15 protein-coding genes and 2 tRNA genes are annotated in these 18,245 nt (G+C 41.2%); 9 read left to right on the plus strand and 8 right to left on the minus strand.

Annotated features, from left to right (window positions below):
- Nucleotide 1: 1 nt before the first annotated feature.
- From ACFFJH_RS07865 to ACFFJH_RS07875, 3 genes are read right to left on the minus strand one after another with little or no spacing between them, the layout of a single operon-like run.
- Entirely contained in the window at nt 2-2,302 is a 2,301-nt protein-coding gene (locus ACFFJH_RS07865) for a DDE-type integrase/transposase/recombinase (protein ID WP_390211486.1), read from the minus strand.
- Nucleotides 2,299-2,802: a hypothetical protein gene (locus ACFFJH_RS07870; RefSeq protein WP_390211487.1), complete on the minus strand. Its 504-nt coding sequence runs from the start codon at nt 2,800-2,802 to the stop codon at nt 2,299-2,301. Before ACFFJH_RS07870 ends, ACFFJH_RS07865 begins: the two co-directional genes overlap by 4 nt.
- 5 nt (nt 2,803-2,807) lie before the next feature.
- Entirely contained in the window at nt 2,808-3,137 is a 330-nt protein-coding gene (locus tag ACFFJH_RS07875) for a helix-turn-helix domain-containing protein (protein ID WP_390211488.1), read from the minus strand.
- Nucleotides 3,138-3,453: 316 nt separating this feature from the next.
- Between ACFFJH_RS07875 and ACFFJH_RS07880 the strand changes: the two genes are divergently transcribed.
- The gene (locus ACFFJH_RS07880) at nt 3,454-3,792 is read left to right on the plus strand and encodes a hypothetical protein (RefSeq protein ID WP_390211489.1); all 339 of its coding nucleotides are present in this window, start codon (nt 3,454-3,456) and stop codon (nt 3,790-3,792) included.
- A 17-nt stretch (nt 3,793-3,809) separates the two neighbouring features.
- Nucleotides 3,810-4,547, plus strand: coding sequence for a hypothetical protein (locus ACFFJH_RS07885; protein ID WP_390211490.1), 738 nt, complete (start codon nt 3,810-3,812; stop codon nt 4,545-4,547).
- A 298-nt stretch (nt 4,548-4,845) separates the two neighbouring features.
- Here the strand turns inward: ACFFJH_RS07885 and ACFFJH_RS07890 are convergent.
- Nucleotides 4,846-4,936, minus strand: a tRNA-Ser gene (locus ACFFJH_RS07890).
- 167 nt (nt 4,937-5,103) lie between these two features.
- Between ACFFJH_RS07890 and murJ the strand changes: the two genes are divergently transcribed.
- Nucleotides 5,104-6,657, plus strand: coding sequence for a murein biosynthesis integral membrane protein MurJ (gene murJ / locus ACFFJH_RS07895; protein WP_390211491.1), 1,554 nt, complete (start codon nt 5,104-5,106; stop codon nt 6,655-6,657).
- 135 nt (nt 6,658-6,792) lie between these two features.
- Here the strand turns inward: murJ and ACFFJH_RS07900 are convergent, their stop codons facing one another.
- Both ACFFJH_RS07900 and ACFFJH_RS07905 read right to left on the minus strand, forming a co-directional pair.
- Nucleotides 6,793-8,709: an ATP-binding cassette domain-containing protein gene (locus ACFFJH_RS07900; RefSeq protein ID WP_390211492.1), complete on the minus strand. Its 1,917-nt coding sequence runs from the start codon at nt 8,707-8,709 to the stop codon at nt 6,793-6,795.
- A 498-nt stretch (nt 8,710-9,207) separates the two neighbouring features.
- Nucleotides 9,208-9,282 (minus strand) — tRNA-Arg (locus ACFFJH_RS07905).
- Between the two features lie 54 nt (nt 9,283-9,336).
- Between ACFFJH_RS07905 and ACFFJH_RS07910 the strand changes: the two genes are divergently transcribed.
- The 4 genes from ACFFJH_RS07910 to ACFFJH_RS07925 all read left to right on the plus strand — a co-directional run bounded on the left by ACFFJH_RS07910 (nt 9,337) and on the right by ACFFJH_RS07925 (nt 13,326).
- Nucleotides 9,337-9,816 carry a hypothetical protein gene (locus ACFFJH_RS07910; RefSeq protein ID WP_390211494.1) on the plus strand — a complete coding sequence of 160 codons (480 nt, stop codon included), beginning with the start codon at nt 9,337-9,339 and terminating at the stop codon, nt 9,814-9,816.
- Nucleotides 9,817-10,001: 185 nt separating this feature from the next.
- Nucleotides 10,002-11,021 carry a DNA cytosine methyltransferase gene (locus ACFFJH_RS07915; RefSeq protein WP_390211495.1) on the plus strand — a complete coding sequence of 340 codons (1,020 nt, stop codon included), beginning with the start codon at nt 10,002-10,004 and terminating at the stop codon, nt 11,019-11,021.
- A gap of 75 nt (nt 11,022-11,096) precedes the next feature.
- Nucleotides 11,097-12,104 (plus strand): hypothetical protein, encoded by a 1,008-nt coding sequence (locus ACFFJH_RS07920; protein ID WP_390211496.1) that lies wholly within the window; start codon nt 11,097-11,099, stop codon nt 12,102-12,104.
- A 235-nt stretch (nt 12,105-12,339) separates the two neighbouring features.
- Complete coding sequence (locus ACFFJH_RS07925; protein ID WP_390211498.1) at nt 12,340-13,326, plus strand: replication initiation protein; 987 nt, start codon at nt 12,340-12,342, stop codon at nt 13,324-13,326.
- Between the two features lie 192 nt (nt 13,327-13,518).
- Here the strand turns inward: ACFFJH_RS07925 and ACFFJH_RS07930 are convergent, their stop codons facing one another.
- A complete protein-coding gene (locus ACFFJH_RS07930) occupies nt 13,519-13,983 on the minus strand; it encodes a hypothetical protein (protein WP_390211500.1) in 465 nt (154 codons plus the stop codon).
- 100 nt (nt 13,984-14,083) lie between these two features.
- Here ACFFJH_RS07930 and ACFFJH_RS07935 point away from each other — a divergent pair, with 100 nt between their 5' ends.
- On the plus strand, nt 14,084-14,416 hold the full coding sequence (locus ACFFJH_RS07935) for a hypothetical protein (RefSeq protein ID WP_390211502.1): 333 nt from the start codon (nt 14,084-14,086) through the stop codon (nt 14,414-14,416).
- A gap of 181 nt (nt 14,417-14,597) precedes the next feature.
- Nucleotides 14,598-15,080: a hypothetical protein gene (locus ACFFJH_RS07940; RefSeq protein WP_390211503.1), complete on the plus strand. Its 483-nt coding sequence runs from the start codon at nt 14,598-14,600 to the stop codon at nt 15,078-15,080.
- Between the two features lie 26 nt (nt 15,081-15,106).
- On the opposite strand, the gene ACFFJH_RS07945 is transcribed toward ACFFJH_RS07940, so the two are convergent.
- Nucleotides 15,107-17,878, minus strand: coding sequence for a DotA/TraY family protein (locus ACFFJH_RS07945; protein WP_390211504.1), 2,772 nt, complete (start codon nt 17,876-17,878; stop codon nt 15,107-15,109).
- Between the last annotated feature and the right edge of the window lie 367 nt (nt 17,879-18,245).

Raw genomic sequence — 18,245 nt, forward strand, 5'->3', positions numbered from 1 at the left:
CTTAGTTAGTAGTGCCATTGTTCAGACGCAGTACGGTTGCAGCCGTATTGCGTTTTTCATTTACTGCGTTCGATTCTTGCCAGCGACGCATTTGTCCTGGAAATTCAGGTGTATGCGTATAACTGCTATGCCATTTAGCGATTCTTGGATCGTCGATAGTTCCCCCTTGTTGAATAATTTCATCTAAGCCCAACCACTTCCTGAAGCGCAACTCAGGCGTATCAGGAATCACTTTCACATTGCTTGGCGCGGGTTCATTTTTAGAGACTGGTGCATCTAATTCATCTTTGCGCTTATCAATTAAGCGCTGCAAATCAGCAGGGATTGGTGTGTGGGCTACAGCACCATCCAGTGTTTTGGCGGCATCTGCCGAAGCTGATAGCGCTGTAGTTGAATAAGCCTTCGCGGCCTTCGGTAACATAGCCAGCTTCCCTGCAGCCAAAGCGCGATCTTGCAAGATGTCGGAGACCAACTGATCAGGGTCAAGCTTGAAGCTCTTGGCTGATTTTTTCTGATCTGCGATAAATGCTCTTTGTTTTTTGCGCCCAGCTACGGCAATCTCTTGACGACTAATACCAGTCCGTTCAGGGCAACGCGCCACACAAACAAACTTGCCTTCGTAATAGACCACGACTTGACCATAGTCATCCGTTAAATAGACCTGAACCTGCTTACCAGTCATCACTGCCAATTCCATTGCTAAGAATTGGGCTTTCTGTATCGTCAAACCTTTCTTAGTGATGGTGTACGTACCTTTTCCGGCAGGCGGGGCAAGCAGTACATCTAATGCGCGTTCGTTTTGGATACGACGAATCTCACCCTGATAACTGGCTGCACGTGCAAACGGTGACATACCGATCCCTTCGTGCTTGTTTTGTTCATACGTACCGTTTAACCATAAGTTAATGCGTTCCTGGAGCAGTGCCGCAGGCATCGCCATTTCAATTTCTTTGACTTCTTTATCAAACAGGCGCTGCGAGAAGCTTTGACGCGCTTCAATTGCGCTTCGCTCGGCCACGTTGTGTCCAATAAAACTGCTGTAGACCTCTAAAATAGAATGCAGCATCGTTTGATTCATACGCTCAACAAACGGCTTCTCCCATGGGCTAAAGGGATTAGTGCGAAAGTGATCAATGCCCAGCAAATCAAGCGCACCAACAAAATTCTTAGCCAAGTAGTCCTTACCGTTGTCTGTCACAACCTGTTCAGGTACGCCCCATAACAACATCGCCAAACGCAAAGCTAGGGCATGCGTTTCCGCTCTTGGTGTTGGTGACAGCACCACTAGAGATCGACGGCTATAGACATCGATCACAACGGATGCGCTGTAACGCCTCTTAGTACCAAAGTCATCAATAAGCATCCAATCTGCTGGAGTCGCGTCCATTTCCCAACGTTGGTTTAAACGCACCACATCCTCATCAGCATCGCCATAGGCGACCATGAAACTGTTTTTCCATTGATCTGGATTAGTCGCGGCACAAAACAGCTCGGCATTCTTCGCTTTCCACTGATTCATGAAGCTGCAAGTCACGTCATACTTAGGCACTTCGAACAGCACTTCACCTGTTTCTTGATCAACGGAGGCTCTACGAACGACCTCCATTAAATCGATTGCCGATATATGCGGTTTGGCCAGCAACAAAGAGACCACGGCTTGCTCTAATAAAGGTTGACGGGTGAAGATACCTTTGGCTTTTTGCTTTTCGCCGTCTTGATGATCGATCAATCCTGCCTGGCCATTCTCGCTATAAGCAGCTTCCCAACGTATCAAAGTACGTAGGCTGACAGTGTTAAACTCAGCGTATACAGCTTCAGAAATCGCCATATAGCCTTTTAAATTACGTTCAGCATAGGCTTCGGCAAAGCTCTGCATGCTCGCTTTCTTACCAGGGCGCTTACCATTCGCTTTAAGTGGATACTGGGTATGCCAAAAGCGCTCCCAGCTTTGAATGATCGCCAAACGACCATCAAATCGTGCTTGACGTGCAGATGCCAGCGGCGTCATTAACGTCAATAGGTTTTGCTCACCACGCAGGCGTTTTTCTTCTTTTTCCTTGGCAGCTTTTTCTTTTAAACTAAGATAGACGCTGTGATTTAAAACAGCAGCCTCAGCTTTGGTGTGCTCGGTTAAGAAATTTTGTACAGTTCTAGGTAACCTCTCGACGGGGAATAACTTTCTTTTTCCACCAAGTCCAGTCTCTTCAATAAAAATCCAGTTTTCGCGTTTTGAACGCATCTCTACCGCACGTTTACTTACTTTTAACGCTGCTGCGAGTGTTTTAAAATCGACATTCATCATTTCACTCCCAAGCGCTTTAACGCTTCAGCAGATAACTTCTCAGCGACCCCTATGGGCAAGTGTGTATTGATATGTTTCAGGCGATCTTTAATCGCTTTCTCTTGCATCGCCAATGCGCCAAGCTCAGCCACCATGGCTTCTTCACCGCGCAGAATCCGACAACCGCAGCATTCAGCAATAAACTCTAAAAGACGGTAGTCACCAGTTACTACCGTTAAAGCGGGTAACGCTTCTAACGGAAAACGCTTACTGTCTGCGCTATTTGCGCAATACTGATCAAGCATATCTTTCGTCATACCGCGATTCGTTAAACGTGAGACCGCAGTAGCAATCTCAAAGCGATCCATTTCAGCCACTCTGGCAGCGGCGAGCATATCGACCAGAACGTCACGAACCGCATGAGCAATATCCAAAGACCCTGCTTCATTACTTGGTGCCACAGGCACGTCAAAAAAATTTATTTCGACTTGACCAGGCTGTGGAAGAACGCGACGGCGCATGATGGTCAAATCCCCACAGCAATTTCAACGTTGCCAACTACTGTGCCAGTGGTACACTTATGTCTAACAGTGTTAGCAAACTTTCTAAGACGTTTTGGAGTGCCATCTTCGTTATATCGACTTGGCCAAATCGTTTGAGGTTTAGTGCCGATTGCGTCGGCGATAATGGTTTCGCAGGAAGGATAGGGTTGCGTCAAAGCTTTTTGGACAATGCCACCAGCGTAGCCATACTCAATGGACAGTTGACGCAATGTATAACCTTGTTTTTCTAACGCTGCTTTAATATCTGCAGGGTGCCAATCTTGTGGCTTTTCTTTAACGAGTGAAGTTTTCATGATTGGTTTTTTTTCCTGTATAAACGGTGTAAAAAATCGGGCTAGTGAACGAATTATAAACACACAAAATTGTGTGTGCAATCTATTTTTTGTGTTTCGCACTTAAAAAATACATGGGTTGAATACAAAATAATGTATGTGTTTGATTTTAAAGATTAATTTTTTGTGTTAAACGCACAAATAAGTGCGCAATTTTTTGCGCACTTCAAATTGGGTCGATATGGATAAAAGTGCGAAGCAAACAATTGGCGATAGATTGCGCATGTTTAGGGAGTCGAGGAAACAGACGCAGACTCAATTTGCCAACGAGATGGATATGTCAACGACAGGACTTCAAAGTAATGAGGCCAACAGGTCATTACCTAACAGTAAGCTGCTGATAGAGCTTTACCAAAGAGGACTAAACATTAATTGGCTTATTAGTGGAGATGGCGAGATGCTTCAGGCTGAAGTACCTACTTTGCAGCCTAAATCGGATGATTTGTCTCTATTTGCCGAAGCAATGGAAGTAATTGATCTACACCTTGAAAAATCACGCAAAACAATGTCCCCTGCTAATAAACGCAAGGCGGTGGAAGCTTTGTATAAGTTATCTATTGAGAAAAACCGTATTGATCCAGCTGTAATAGAAATAATCACCCAATTGACCGCATAACCTTTACCAGCAACACTATGACAGATCGACCAAAAGCAAAAATAATCCAATTCCCAAGAAAACCAACTGCAATCATCGAAGAGCCTCAATCACCACTATCAGAATTAAAAGAGCTGCTTACACACAATACTGAACCAAAGGAAGAAAGCCCAAAGCCAAGAAAACCTAGGGAGACAAAGCCAAAACAAGAGAGTTTCATACCAGGCGTGAGTATCCTGGTGAGTGGTGGCGAAGGCGTGAAGATAAATAACGGTCAGCAGACGATAAACAAGACTGTAAACCATACGACAAACCACTATCACGCGCCTCAGAGCGTTAAATCTACGGTAGTAGTACAAACTGGCGTTGGAGTGATCAGTGCTGAGCAAAAACGGCAATTGCTGGATTTGAGAGATAAAGTAGTCGAAGCCTCAGTGGTAAGAAAGACTCCCAAAACGCCTGCCTCAGTGATGTATTCGCTAAATAAGCACATGAAGGTCAATAAGTACGATGAGATTCTGGCTGAAAACTTTGATAAAGCGAAAGCCTGGTTGATAAAACAGGCCGCCATTACCAAAAGCATGGCTTCGGCACCGAAGAAAATGCCAAGTTGGCGCAAGTCTCGCATCTCCGCGATCCATTCTAGGTGCAAAGAGAGGGACTTTGGCACATGGCGTATCGCTTATATGAAGGAAAAATTCAATCAAACTACAATGATTGCACTGTCAGATGACGACCTAGAGACACTTTATCGGGCGGTAATGAGCAAGAAGTAGTCATTCGGTGCCATTTTCCAATCAAACTCTTTCTATAACCCAACTATAAACTAATCATTTTTCATCAATTAGTGCCAAACTGAAAAACCAATAAAAAAACCCGCAAACGTATATAGGATGCGGGATTTTGACCTTTTTTGATACTTTATACTTGGTGACAAAATAAACACCCCCTCACACAAAAAAATAATATTCTGAAGTTGTTCCGGACATTTATTGTGGGAACTGGTTTTGAATAGCGCAATCAGTTTGAATAGCGCAAAAAATAAGGCTCTCACGTGGAGAGCCTTATATATTCTGGCGGAGAAAGGGGGATTCGAACCCCCGGTAGGCTATGAACCTACGCACGCTTTCCAGGCGTGTGACTTAAACCACTCATCCATCTCTCCGAATTCGTCAAAAGCCTTTAATTGCTTAAAGCCATTTGGGAAGCTCGAAAGTATAGCAGAGTTTAATTTCACGGTAAATGCCCAATTTTCGGCTTTCTGCGAATTTGCTTTCTTTTCTCTCTATGAATATGAATCTTCAACTTGTGCAGCGGCTATAATCTCGCCCTATGAACTTATTAAAAACACTGGCTGCTATTAGCAGTATGACTATGTTGTCGCGCATCACGGGCTTGATTCGTGATGTTTTATTTGGCGCGTATTTTGGTGCGACAGCGATGATGGATGCCTATGTACAGGCATTTAAAATTCCGAATTTTTTCCGACGCTTATTTGCCGAAGGTGCATTTTCGCAAGCTTTTGTGCCGATTCTTGCTGAATATCGAAATAAGAGTTCTGATCTTGAAGTGAAAGAATTGGTCGATCATGTTGCTACCGTGTTGGTGTGGGCCTTGTTGATTACTTGCGTGATTGGTGTAGTTGGTGCACCGTTGTTGGTGCTGATGTTTTCTTCAGGTTTTTTGGGAACCTCAAAATTTGATTTGACCGTCAATCTCACCCGTATCATGTTTCCGTATATTGGTTTCATGTCTTTGGTTGCTTTGTCGAGTGGTGTTTTGAATACTTGGCGACGTTTTAAGATTCCTGCATTTACGCCAGTTTTATTGAATCTTTGCTTCATCCTTGCAGCGTATTTTTCGCTCGCTTTGTTTGGAAAAGAAAAGCAGATTTATGCGCTCGCATGCGCGGTTTTTGTGGGGGGCGTATTGCAGTTGGCGATACAAATTCCCTCCCTGATTCAAATTGGCATGTTGCCAAAGCTGTCTTGGAATCCGGCATTTGCATTGCGTGATCCTAAGGTCCGTCGGGTATTGAAACAAATGGGGCCGGCGGTGTTGGCGGTGTCGGCAACGCAAATTAGTATCATGATCAATTCAACGTGGGCTTCGTTCTTGCCAGACGGAAGTGCGTCGCAATTGAATTTTGCTGATCGTTTGATGGAATTTCCTTCGGCGATGTTGGGCGTCGCGCTCGGTACGGTTTTACTGCCTAGCCTGTCTGCCGCCAAAGCGAACGCGGATAAAACTGAGTATTCCTCCTTATTGGATTGGGGTTTGCGTTTAACCTGCTTATTGGCATTGCCTGCGGCGGTTGGTCTGTTGACTTTGTCGGATGCATTGACGGCGACATTGTTTCATAACGGTAAATTTGATGCGCATGCGGTAAATGAAACGGCCAAAGCCGTTGCTGCATATGGTGTTGGCTTAACGGGTTTGATTCTGGTGAAAATTTTAGCGCCAGGGTTTTACGCACAGCAAGATATTCGTACGCCAGTCAAAATCGCTTTGATCGTATTGGTGATCACGCAGATCATGAATGTGCTGTTTGTGCCTTATATCCATCAGGCTGGTTTGGCTTTGTCCGTGGGTTTGGGTGCGTGTTTTAATGCTGCCTTGCTGTATCGTGGCTTACGTCAACGTCAGCTTTATACGCCTTCTAGTGGCTGGCTCAAGTTTTTTGTGAAGTTGGGTGTGGCGCTGTTGTTGATGGGCGGCGTTGCCCTTGGTTTGGCGGCGCAATTGGATTGGATTGCGCTGCAAAGTCATCGTTGGATCAGAGCTGCTTTCATGGGTGGTGTGATTTTGACCTGTATGTTGGTGTACTTTAGTTCTTTGTTTGTGATGGGCTTTCGCTTGCGTGATTTTAGAAAGGTTGCTCGCTAGGTCGCACGTTTGCTTGTGCGGTTTGCTGGACGTCTCGTTGATGAAGTTCTACTAGCCACGACTAGTTCCGAACCCAATAAGAAAGAGAAGCCGTTGTTAAAGGCTCCTCTTTTTTACGCTTAAGATTTGAGCAAATTATCCGCCAATCGCTTCCCATTTTTCTAAAGCCGCCATCAACAATTCGTCGATCTCAGCGAAGCGTTCATTGAGTTTTTTGATGTCATCAGGTGTTGCATCTTTGTAGAAATCACCGTCTGCCAGTTTTTCAGAAATCGTCTTTTGCTCGGCTTCTAAATTGCTGATCAAATTCGGCAATTCATCCAGTTCTTTTTGCTCTTTGTAGCTGAGTTTTTTTGGTTTCGCTTCGGCTTTAGGCGCTGGTGCAGTCATGCTGCTGACTGGAGATTTATTATCGGTCTTTGCTTTGATTGGTGCCGCAATTGCTTTGCCTGCTGGAGAATTTTTGTAGTTCTCCCAATCGGTGTAACCGCCTATGTATTCTTTCCACAAACCATTGCCTTCAGACGCGATCACTTGCGTGACCACGTTATCTAAGAACATGCGGTCATGGCTTACTAAAAACACGGTACCTTCGTAATCCTCTAATAGTTCTTCGAGCAATTCTAGTGTGTCGATGTCAAGATCATTTGTTGGTTCGTCAAGGACCAAGACGTTTGCCGGCTTAGCGAATAAGCGTGCTAATAACAGTCGATTGCGTTCACCACCAGACAAGGTTTTGACAGGTGAACGAGCGCGTTCTGGTGCGAATAAAAAGTCGCCGAGATAAGACATGACGTGCTTACGCTGACCATTAATCTCAACAAAATCGCTACCCGGAGAAATCGTTTCTGCCAGACTGACTTCTTCATTGAGTTGCGTACGCATTTGGTCAAAGTAGGCGATTTGTAATTTGCTACCTTGTTTGACTGTGCCGCTATCTGGTTGATCTTCACCCAAGATTAATTTGAGTAAAGTGGTTTTACCCGCACCGTTTTGACCAATCAAACCAATCTTATCGCCACGCATAATGATGCTGGAGAAATCATTGACGATATTCTTAGGACCAAAACTCTTGCAGACGTTTTCCAATTCCGCCACGATTTTGCCCGAGCGTTCACCGGTTGTAACATCCAGACGTACTTGCCCTTGTTGCTCACGACGCGCTGCACGTTGCAGACGTAATTGTTCAAGGCGTTTAACGCGACCTTCATCGCGTACGCGACGTGCTTTGACGCCTTTGCGTATCCAGATTTCTTCTTGCGCTAAGAATTTATCAAATTTCGCGGCTTCAACTTCTTCAATTTCTAATTGCTCAGCTTTGCGCACTTGGTAGGTAGAGAAATTACCTGGGAATGAGGTGATTTTGCCGCGATCGAGTTCGATAATACGCGTGGTGACATTGTCGAGGAAGCTACGATCATGGGTGATGAACAGTACGCTGCCTTTGAAGTCTTTTAGTAAGGCTTCTAGCCATTTGATTGAGGAAAAATCCAAATGGTTGGTAGGCTCGTCAAGTAACAAAACATCTGGTGCGCTGACCAATGCACAAGCTAACGCAACGCGCTTTTTCATACCGCCAGACAGTGTGCTCATGATGGCGTCTTTGGAGAGATTCAACTTATCTAAAGTCGTCTCCACTGTATTGCCTAAACTCCACGCATCGGCGGCATCGAGTTGCACTTGAATATCGTGCATACGTTCCATCAACGCTTCGTCATTATCACCGCCAAATTGGCCCGTGATCGCCTCGTACTCTTGCAGTAGCTTTGGTAAATCACCTAGGCCAGAGGCAACCGCATCAAACACGGTCTGATCAGGATCAAATTGCGGCTCTTGTTCGACATACGCAATTTTGATGTTTTGTTGCATGACTAACAGGCCATCATCGAGTTTGAATTTGCCCGCGATGATTTTGAGTAACGAGGATTTACCCGTACCGTTGCGGCCAATTAAACCGACGCGTTCCGAGGTTTCAATAGAAAATTCTGCGTGATCGAGGAGGGCAACATGACCAAAAGCCAGTTGCGCATTGCTAAGAGAGATGACTGCCATAAAAAACTTCTGTCGAGCTAAAGAGAGCCGATGCGTGTAGAGGAATATCGTTAAAAACGAGGAAAGGCACTATTGTACGCTAGTTGCCAGTCGTTTCATCGCTTCATCGTTTTAACGGGATTGCATTTGATTGTTATTGGTCGCTCAGGTAAGATGGCGGCCTTCGTTCGCTGGTAATTTTTTAATACAGCCAGCGCATCGAAAAGTCGCAAAAATCCTGAGACGGATTTCAAGAGTCTCTCCGTAGCACAATGGATAGTGCACATGCCTCCTAAGCGATTTCAGGTGGTAGTGTTAACTGCCTAAGTTGTTGATTTTATAGGAAGTGGGGTTGTTGTAATCCATCCAAATCCACCTTGATCCAAGGTGTTCTTGGAACAAAAATGGAACGTGAGACTGGATTTTCTGGACTCGGAAACAACAACAGGTAGCACAAGGCTACCTGTTTTTTTATGGTGAATCGATAGTATCGTGCTATCAATTATTTGATTGTGATAGTGGCGTCCCCACCGGGAATCGAACCCAGATCTGATTCTTAGGAGGAACCTGTTCTATCCATTGAACTACAGGGACGGCTCTAACACAGCCTGCTAGTATAGCAACCAACGAGTGTTTGGAACAAGGTGTATGGTACAAGAACAATTACTTAATTATTTGAAAGAAAAAACAAAAGGTAAGTTGTTGATGTCACCAGAACAACTTGCTGAAGAAATTGGTATTCCAGCAAAACAACAGTCCAAGTTGCGCAAGGAAAAAAGATTTCCCATCCCTTTCAAGAACATAGGCAGGTTGGTCTACTACTCTATTTATGATGTTGCAAATTTCCTGTTAAATGGTGAATCAACGCCATCAGATGTACCAGCAGCAGAAGTTGCAACAGTATCAATCAAGCCCAAAGTTACCAAAACAAGTAAGCAGGTTACTGATCTTTCACACATCTTCATGGTTCGTAGTTTTGCGCAATCATTGGAAGATCGAGCTACAAGAATGTTGCAATTGTCTGAAATTCTAAAAAATTATGCAGACAAGAATGAATTAAAAGATAGGTTTGAACAGAAGTTCCAACCTAAAGGAATAAGTAATACAAGTGATGAAACCAAAATTTAATAAATTGTATCGTACAAATTCAAGGAATAAAAATTGATTTGCTCTGGTTGTACGCAGTAGAAGTCTGACAGAGTTAAAGAAGCTCTTGACGCCGGCGAAAACATTGAACAGTATCGAGTCTGACGCCGATGCAGAAGCTTTGGCAAAATCACTTATGCATTTGAAATACTGGGAACCAAGAAACTATGTTGTCACCTCAAAATCCGATCAGTTCCACATTAATTTTTGAGGCGAAGGAAACTGAAATGTCACAAAAAAGGAAGAATTCAAATAAAAAACAGAAAATTAAAGTAATTTCTTTATTTTCTGGATGTGGTGGCATGGATTTGGGATTTACTGGTGGATTCGAGTTTCTTGGAAAGAAGTATACTAAAAATCCATTTGACATTATTTGGGCTAACGACTTCAATGAAGCCGCTTGCCGAACTTATGCAAAAAATATTGGATCACATATACATCATGGCGACATCTGGGAAATGATTAATGCCAATAAAATTCCGGAAAATGCAGATGTAGTTATTGGTGGATTCCCTTGTCAAGATATTTCCGTAAATGGAAAAGGTGCCGGTGTAGATGGAAAAAGGAGCGGTTTATATCGTGCAATGGTAGAGGTAGTTTCACGTACAAAACCAAAAGTATTCGTAGCTGAAAATGTAAAAGGTTTATTAATGAAACACAACGAAGAATCCCTTCGCCGTGTTTTAACTGACTTTTCAGCACTGGGATATGAAGTATCTTTTCAACTTTATCATGCCGCTGATTATGGAGTTCCTCAGACTCGTGAACGAGTTATTATTGTAGGAACTCTTCCGAGTGTTCCAAAGTTTGAACCCCCAAAAGCTACACATTCCAAAGAAAAACATATCACTGCTTTCGAAGCAATTAATGATCTCGCAAATGTTGATGAAGATGAGTCATTTAATCATGTATGGAGCCGTGCCAACATTAGTGGTGAACAAGGAAATCGCCGCTTGATTGCGAATCGACCAGGTTACACCATTCGTGCTGAATGTCATGGAAACATTCAATTTCATTATGACCTACCACGGCGCATCTCTATGCGTGAAGCAGCAAGGTTTCAATCATTTCCTGATGATTTCACATTTGAATCAAAACTAAGGGAAACAGAACGTCAGGTTGGAAATGCAGTGCCGCCAGTTCTGGCTTGGCATGTTGCTCAATCTGTCAAGAAAATTTTGAAATAAAGTAAGGTTGCTAGTTGATCTATTAAGTACTTGCCGTGTACCCTTGAAGCTCACGCACAGCTTCAAGGGTACAGTATGCAAGAATCTGATTTTATTGAAATTTTAAAAACATTATGCAGTCAACTTACCACTGAGGCTCGCTCAGTTGGTTTTTCATCAGCAAAAGCTTTTGAAAGTCGTGTACGGCAAGTAGCCAGTAACTTAATCACCGATCCATCAATTCAAATTGACCCCGATCCACCCGCACAAGGATTCCCAGATATTGCCGCTGGAAAATATGGGATTGAAGTCAAATTTACAACGAACGATACTTGGTTAAGTATCGCTAACAGCGTTCAAGAAACAAATAGAGTTCAAACCGTCGAAAAAATCTTTGTGGTATTTGGAAAATTAGGTGGCAGTCCAGAAGTAAGATGGAGTAGCTACGAAGATTGTGTTGTACATGTCCGAACATCTCACGTCCCCCGATTTGAAGTAGAACTCCCTCCAACAGGTGGAACAGTGCCTCTTTTTAAACAAATGGGCGTTCCATATGATGAATTCCGTCGATTAAGAATGGATGAAAAGATGAAGCATATTCGTGAATATGCTAGAGGAAGATTGAAGCCGGGTGAACGTTTGTGGTGGTTGGAAGATAATCCTGAAAAAGAACACAGTCTTCCGATACAAGCTCGAATCTATACAAAACTCTCAGACCACGAGAAGAAAAAACTTCGAGCAGAAGCAGTCCTTTTGTGCCCAGGAATTGTTCGCTCTGGTAGAGCAAAAGACAAATATGATGATGTAGCCCTGTATCTACTGACATATCATGGTGTTCTTGCAACTAATGTCCGTGATATGTTCAGCGCTGGTAGTGTTGCAAATCCCGATAATGATGATAATGGTGGTTTATATATAGAAAGGGCGCTTAAGCTCATAGAAAATGAAATTCTCGAAGCAGCACAACGATTAGATGATGCTCTATTTATTGAATATTGGGGCAGACCTATTCCGAAAAATCAAAGAATTGCAGAATGGTTAGCTCAGGCTGATTCACTTGCAAAAAATTGGAAGCCATCTGATAGCTTGTTTTTAAATAAATAAGCTATCAACCAAAAGCACCTTCGGGTGCTTTTTTGTTTTCATTTGACTTTAAAAAATAATTTCGTATAACAGTACAGAAATGAAAAATGCCCAAGCTGGAAACTTAGGCATTTAGAAATTCTGGAGAAAAAGTTGTCGAGACTTGCCAGATGAAATTATTAAAACGTATTTTATCTTAAATGTCAATATTCTAACTATTAAATATTCCAGAATTTCGCAAGAAATAGGAAAATTTATGTTAGATAATTTTATTAATCACTTACCTGAAAAGGTTAGAAGCACCGATGACTTTGACTATGGAACAAAATTCAGAAAAAAATCAAATGCCTTAAAACGCAGATACGTTGAAGTAAATCAGCTATACAAAAAATACATTGCATTGGATTTGGATGAACCAGGTTCAGCCTACTGGTGGGAAGAAAAGAACCTTCCACCACCAACAATAGTAATCGTCAACCCAAGAAATGCACGTTGTCACTATCTCTATGAGTTGAAAACACCAGTCTATTACACCGAAGAAGCCAGAAGAGCACCACAAAAATTCTACGAAAGCATTGATAGTGCATTAACCACTGTTTTAAAAGCCGATTTAGGCTATGTTGGATTGTTTGTGAAGAATCCACTACATGAATCATGGAGAGTTATAAAACATAATGCAATCTATGATTTAGAGGATTTTAACGAATACATTGATCTGCAATATTATAAGAATAAGCAGAAATATGAAGCGAGTTTAGAAGGTAGAAATACTACCTTGTTCCACAATTTACGACATTGGGCATACAAGGAAGTTAAGCAACATGGTTCATACATTACATTTCAAAGTGCGGTTGATGATCAGGCACTATCTATCAATAAGATGTTCTTAGCTTACTCAAATGGCGTTTTAGCAGCGAAAGAAGCTCTATCAGTAGCAAAATCCGTTGGTAAATGGACTTGGAAGCATAGATACACTATTGGCAATGGAACGAAGAATAGAGGTGTTCTTGCAAATCAGATAGATGAAACAATGGATCTACATGCAAGGCAGTCTCTTGGTGCCAAATACTCTCACACAGTAAGAACTGAAAAGGTAGATGACAAGATAAAACTTGCCATTCATAAGTGCAAAGAAAGAGGACTGGTTGTTAATCCAGGCAATCTGGAAAAATGTGGACTTGCTGACAGCACATATAGAAAATATAAAGAAGCAACGCATAACTGGATCAGAATTCTTGCATGAGAATTTGCGTCTACATAACTAGTTATGTAGCGCCATTATGGTGCATATCAGATAATTACCCCATTTATGGGGTGCAGGATTTTTGGAAAAACACAATTCAAAATCAGAATTAAATCCAACAACAACCAGAATTAGAATAAAAATTGGCGGATCGAATTTTTATTCAAAAAAAAGCACCAACTGGTGCTTTAATTAAAATCTCTTTCTTTTTGTTGGGCTTACAAAACTGGGTTCCAATGGATCAAACTGACCAATTTCTTCGTATGCTTGCTTCAACTTCTTGGCTTTACTGAAAACAAGTGGTGAAATGATAGTAAATGGAGGAATTAACGAAAGATAAGCAATCGCATATTTCGCCTTATAAACAGCCTTCAACATTCTGTCGTCAGTTAAAACATCACCGTTCTTTTTCTGCAATCCACACAAAAAGACATACTTATAATGTGAGTTGAATTTCTTTGCATCTGCAAATTTTAATGCAACTGCATTGCCAATCTCATTATTTAAGTTCGGATTAACAGCAACATTCTGAACAACCTCTACAACTCCATCAGCAGTTTTCACTTCAAGATATTCATACACATCATAGAAACCTTCTTTTGAAGACTTTCCATAGCCAACCACCTTACCTTTTATTGTTTCTAAGTAATTATTCATTTTATCTCCTTTTATTTTAATTTTGACAAAATGAGTTTGAAAGTCAAATCAACTTGACTATTGACCTCTATTTGATAATTTAGAAAAAACAGGAAATTATATGAATAACTTTTATCAAACAAAGAAACTAAATGGTGTTCCACATGCAGTTGAATCACCTGCTGTCATAACAGAAGATGGAACTAAAATATGGTATCAATACGGCGTGAAACATCGCCTAGATGGTCCTGCTGTTGAACATTCTGATGGAACAAAGGAATGGTGGGTTGCTGGTTATAGACATAGGAAAAAAGGACTTGCTATTGAGTATCCTGATGGTACCGGTGTGGCATACACCTCCCCCAAGGCAGCAGTCTTTGAAAGCAAGTCAGGTATACTTGATCTTCAAGAGTTTTTGAAACGAAATCCACCACATTGGCTTTTCAAAAGCTAAAAATTTACAACGTAAGCACCTACCAGGTGCTTTTTTTGTAGCTTATGAACGATAAGTAGTTGACGTGTACCACTTGGATCAACATCATTCAGAAAAGATATCGAATTTTCATTTCTACACCACAAAACTTGCTTTTTGTCAAGTATTTGTTAAAGTGGTACTAAATTAGATGGAGAAAGTCATGATTGACAACAGCGCATATAAATTAGCTCAACAAGCCAAAGATCATTCAGATTGGATGAGTAATTTTGAAGAAAAAAGACGCAATGAAATAGATCAGCACCAGAAGGAAAAAAGTTTTACTGATGAAATTCTTGCGTTAAAAAATAGAAATCAAGAGTTAGAAAATCTCTTGTCTCGTCCGTTAAAACAGATCGCACAAGAACATCCAGCATTTAAAAATAATTACGAAGCTTTAATTGAAGCCCAGAATGAAATTCTTGCTGATTGGATTCTTGGGCAAAAAGCTTATAGAGAAACTGCCATGCAATTGGGACTTCAATTGGGAAAAACACCAGAAGAAATTAAGAATCAATTCTCACAAAATGTAAATGCAGTTTTAGAAAACAAAACTGAACATGGAAACAATGCATCATCAAGTAAAACTCTTTCAGAAAATGCAGCAGCAATTATTGCAATAAGAAAGAAAGATGGAAAAATGTAAAAAGCACCCGAAGGTGCTTTTTTATTTTACTCAGAACCACTTCCATCATCTTGAATACTCTGAACTTTAACTTCTTCCTTCACTTCCTCTTGAACAGCTTCTGCACTCTTAAATTGAGATTCAATTAATTGTCTCATTTCAGCAGGATCATCTGAGTTTTCAACAGCGTTTTGAAGAACAGCCTGGAAATCATCACCAAGGTTTTGTTTTGCAGCCTGAATGAATTTTCCAGCTTCGTTCATTCTGGACATGCTGACAAATTGATCTCCGTTTTGATTTGTCCTCATTGATGCTTGCTTCAAGTAATCAGCAGCAGCTTCACCATACTGGTTTGAAAATTTTTCACTGGTACTTTCTAGTGCAACCTCATTTCCAATTGCTCTTGATGCCTTTGATGATTCACCACCATAACTTGAAAAGTTATCTTGTGAAGCAGCAGCCATTCTACTTTCAAAATCCTCAACAGCTTGATCACCACCAATGCTATTGGCTAGTTCCAATCCCTGATCATAAGCATTACTTGCAGCTTGATTATTATAGAAATCTTCATCGGAATTAATACCTAATATTGCAAACTTCTTCTCAGCAGTCCCTTCTCCAAATTTTGCATTCAATTTATTTTTGTGGTCATTAATCTGATTTTTGCGATCACTAAGCAATTTGGCTTCTTGCTTGTAGCCTTTTTCTCTTGCATCAGCACCGACTAAATGTTTACCAGCCATATTGGTAGCTGCTGCACCTGCCATGTAAGTTCCAGCGCCATGACCACCAAGTTCCTCTGAGGTTCTTCCAAGTGAAGAACCTTGACCACCGAACCACTTCAATAACTCATCAGCGATGCTACTTGTAATAGACATACATTTTCTAACAATCATCCACATCATTCCACAATAAATCAATGGAAATGCAATCAAACTAATAAGCATCATGATGATGTTGGAATCTGTTTGAGACATCAAAAATGCTGAGGTAAAAACTTTATTTATTAGAGTTCCAAGCACATACAAGATGTTGATTGAAGCAATCATTCCGAAAACTGCAAACGTTGGTCGTAGCATCAAGCTCAACACCAAGGAATAACCATTGGCTCCTTTTCCAGTTAGATCATCACCATTAGGATGTAAGTGATAGACAGCCCACATTGATGAAATTATTACTGCCTCAACAGCCATAATTAACCATCCTAAGAAAACACCCATCCACATAATGAACGGCATCATTGGAAGAACAAATGACAATGTAAATCCAACACCAATCATTACAGGGAATACGACATTAAATAAATCTCCTATCTGCTGACTTAAAACAATTGGTGTTGCGGTTCCTGAAACTGGTGCAGCAGCAAACGCAACTAGTCCAGCCATTTTTGCCGCTTCCATTGTTGCAGCAGTTCCTAAAAGCCAGTTTCCTAAACGTTTCATTTCTAGAATTGGATCAGTTGCATCATCAAGGACAAAAGTTCCAACACCTTGCATGAAGTGCTTCACTAACCTGGTTGTGTCAAATCCTGATGAAATCCAACTCATCCAAGACCATTCTTCACCACCAACATCACTTTGTTTGTTCAATGAAAAGTCACCAATTTCTTTATCTGACATTTTCATGTTTTTAAGACCTTCACCATATTTACTGTAAAAAGCTGATGTGAATTTTGTGTTGTCAGCTTTCATGCCTGTTGCTTCTGGAATGCTTGCTGTTGTTCTTCCAGCCAAATCAATAAGGTAAGAAACCTTCATGTAATATGCACCAGCAAAAGCCCAACCATCACGTTTCGCAGAAGCAGCTAATTCATCAAGGTTCATGTATTGAGATACGATTTCTGCGGCATTGGTTTTAATAGTGTTCTCATATTTGGCAACAGCAGCATCGATTTCTTTACTTGGATCAGATGTAGGATTGGCAACCCATTTTTGAGCAACACCATCAATGGTATTAACTAAGACGCCAGCAGCAACATTGTTTTGCTCAGCAACTTTGTAGGCTGATTGCAAATACAAGTTTGGATCACCTAATAAACCAAGGACACTAGCACTATCTGTTTTAGCAACGGTAGGTGTCTCAGCATTTTTGACAGTCATCGTTCCACAACTGGTAGGACTGAAACCATTACCATTGGCAGTTGATCCAAATTGATAAATGGTGTTACTTAGATTCCAGCTTTGTGTTTTGCTTACAGCAAAAGTAGTGGCGCTTTTATCCAATAAAATTGGATCAACAAGACCATTACTACCACCATCTTTTAATAAAGCTTCAAAACCTCTCATGCAAACAAGAGAGCCAAAAACCTTATAACCGAGTGCGCTTGCACTTGGTGGAGTTAAACCAACTGACATTTGCTTTTTGATGTTTCCTGAACTCATATAAGTAGTCCAAACACTATCAGCTAATCCAGCACCTTGAACCAACAACCAACCAACAATCCAGTTGATGGTTGCATACTGCCCATTGATTACAGGAAGAACTAAGGCTGTTCCTAATGAATAACGAATTGGAATCCATACTGATGAAAATTTCTTCCCAAGCATTTCTCCATCGTGTGCAGTTCCAAGAGTTCCAGCCAACAATGTGTAGGTAGCTAGAATTCCACCAACGATCAAAACAGCACCATTGAAAATCTGCATAACAGCACCGAAGGCGTCAGATCCGCCTGCACCAAAAGTTCCTAAATTGCCGAAAAGTGCATCTAGAACTTTCATACTCACATCGGTACTTGGTGGTGAAAATGGACCACTTGCCACATCTGCCATTGCTAATGTTGGAATCAACATTGCAAGCAGAGTAAATAGAATTCTTTTCATATCATCTCCTTTTTTATTCTAATTATCTAATTAAGTTACCAAACAAAAAGCAAAAGGCAAGTACAAGACTTGCCTTTTATCTTTCATCGTCAAGGTGAATAATTAGAATTTATGGAGACAATGACTGTACTAACTTAAAACATTAAAATTTAAAGTCAATACAGGAATGAAAAAAGCAGATGGTTTATGCATCTGCTTTTTAATGAACAAAGATAATTATCTTTGGGAGATTTTATTTCGTTCAATTCTGAATGTAATTGAAATATTTAAGTTGTCAAGCACCTACCTGGTGCTTTTTTTACGACCATACGTTTGACGTTGGGTACTAACGTTTAACTGTCTGTCGAATTTTTTCTATAAGGCGCAA

The sequence above is a fragment of the Affinundibacterium danionis genome (assembly GCF_042432465.1).
GTDB classification, from domain to species: Bacteria; Pseudomonadota; Gammaproteobacteria; order Burkholderiales; family Burkholderiaceae_D; genus Undibacterium; species Undibacterium danionis.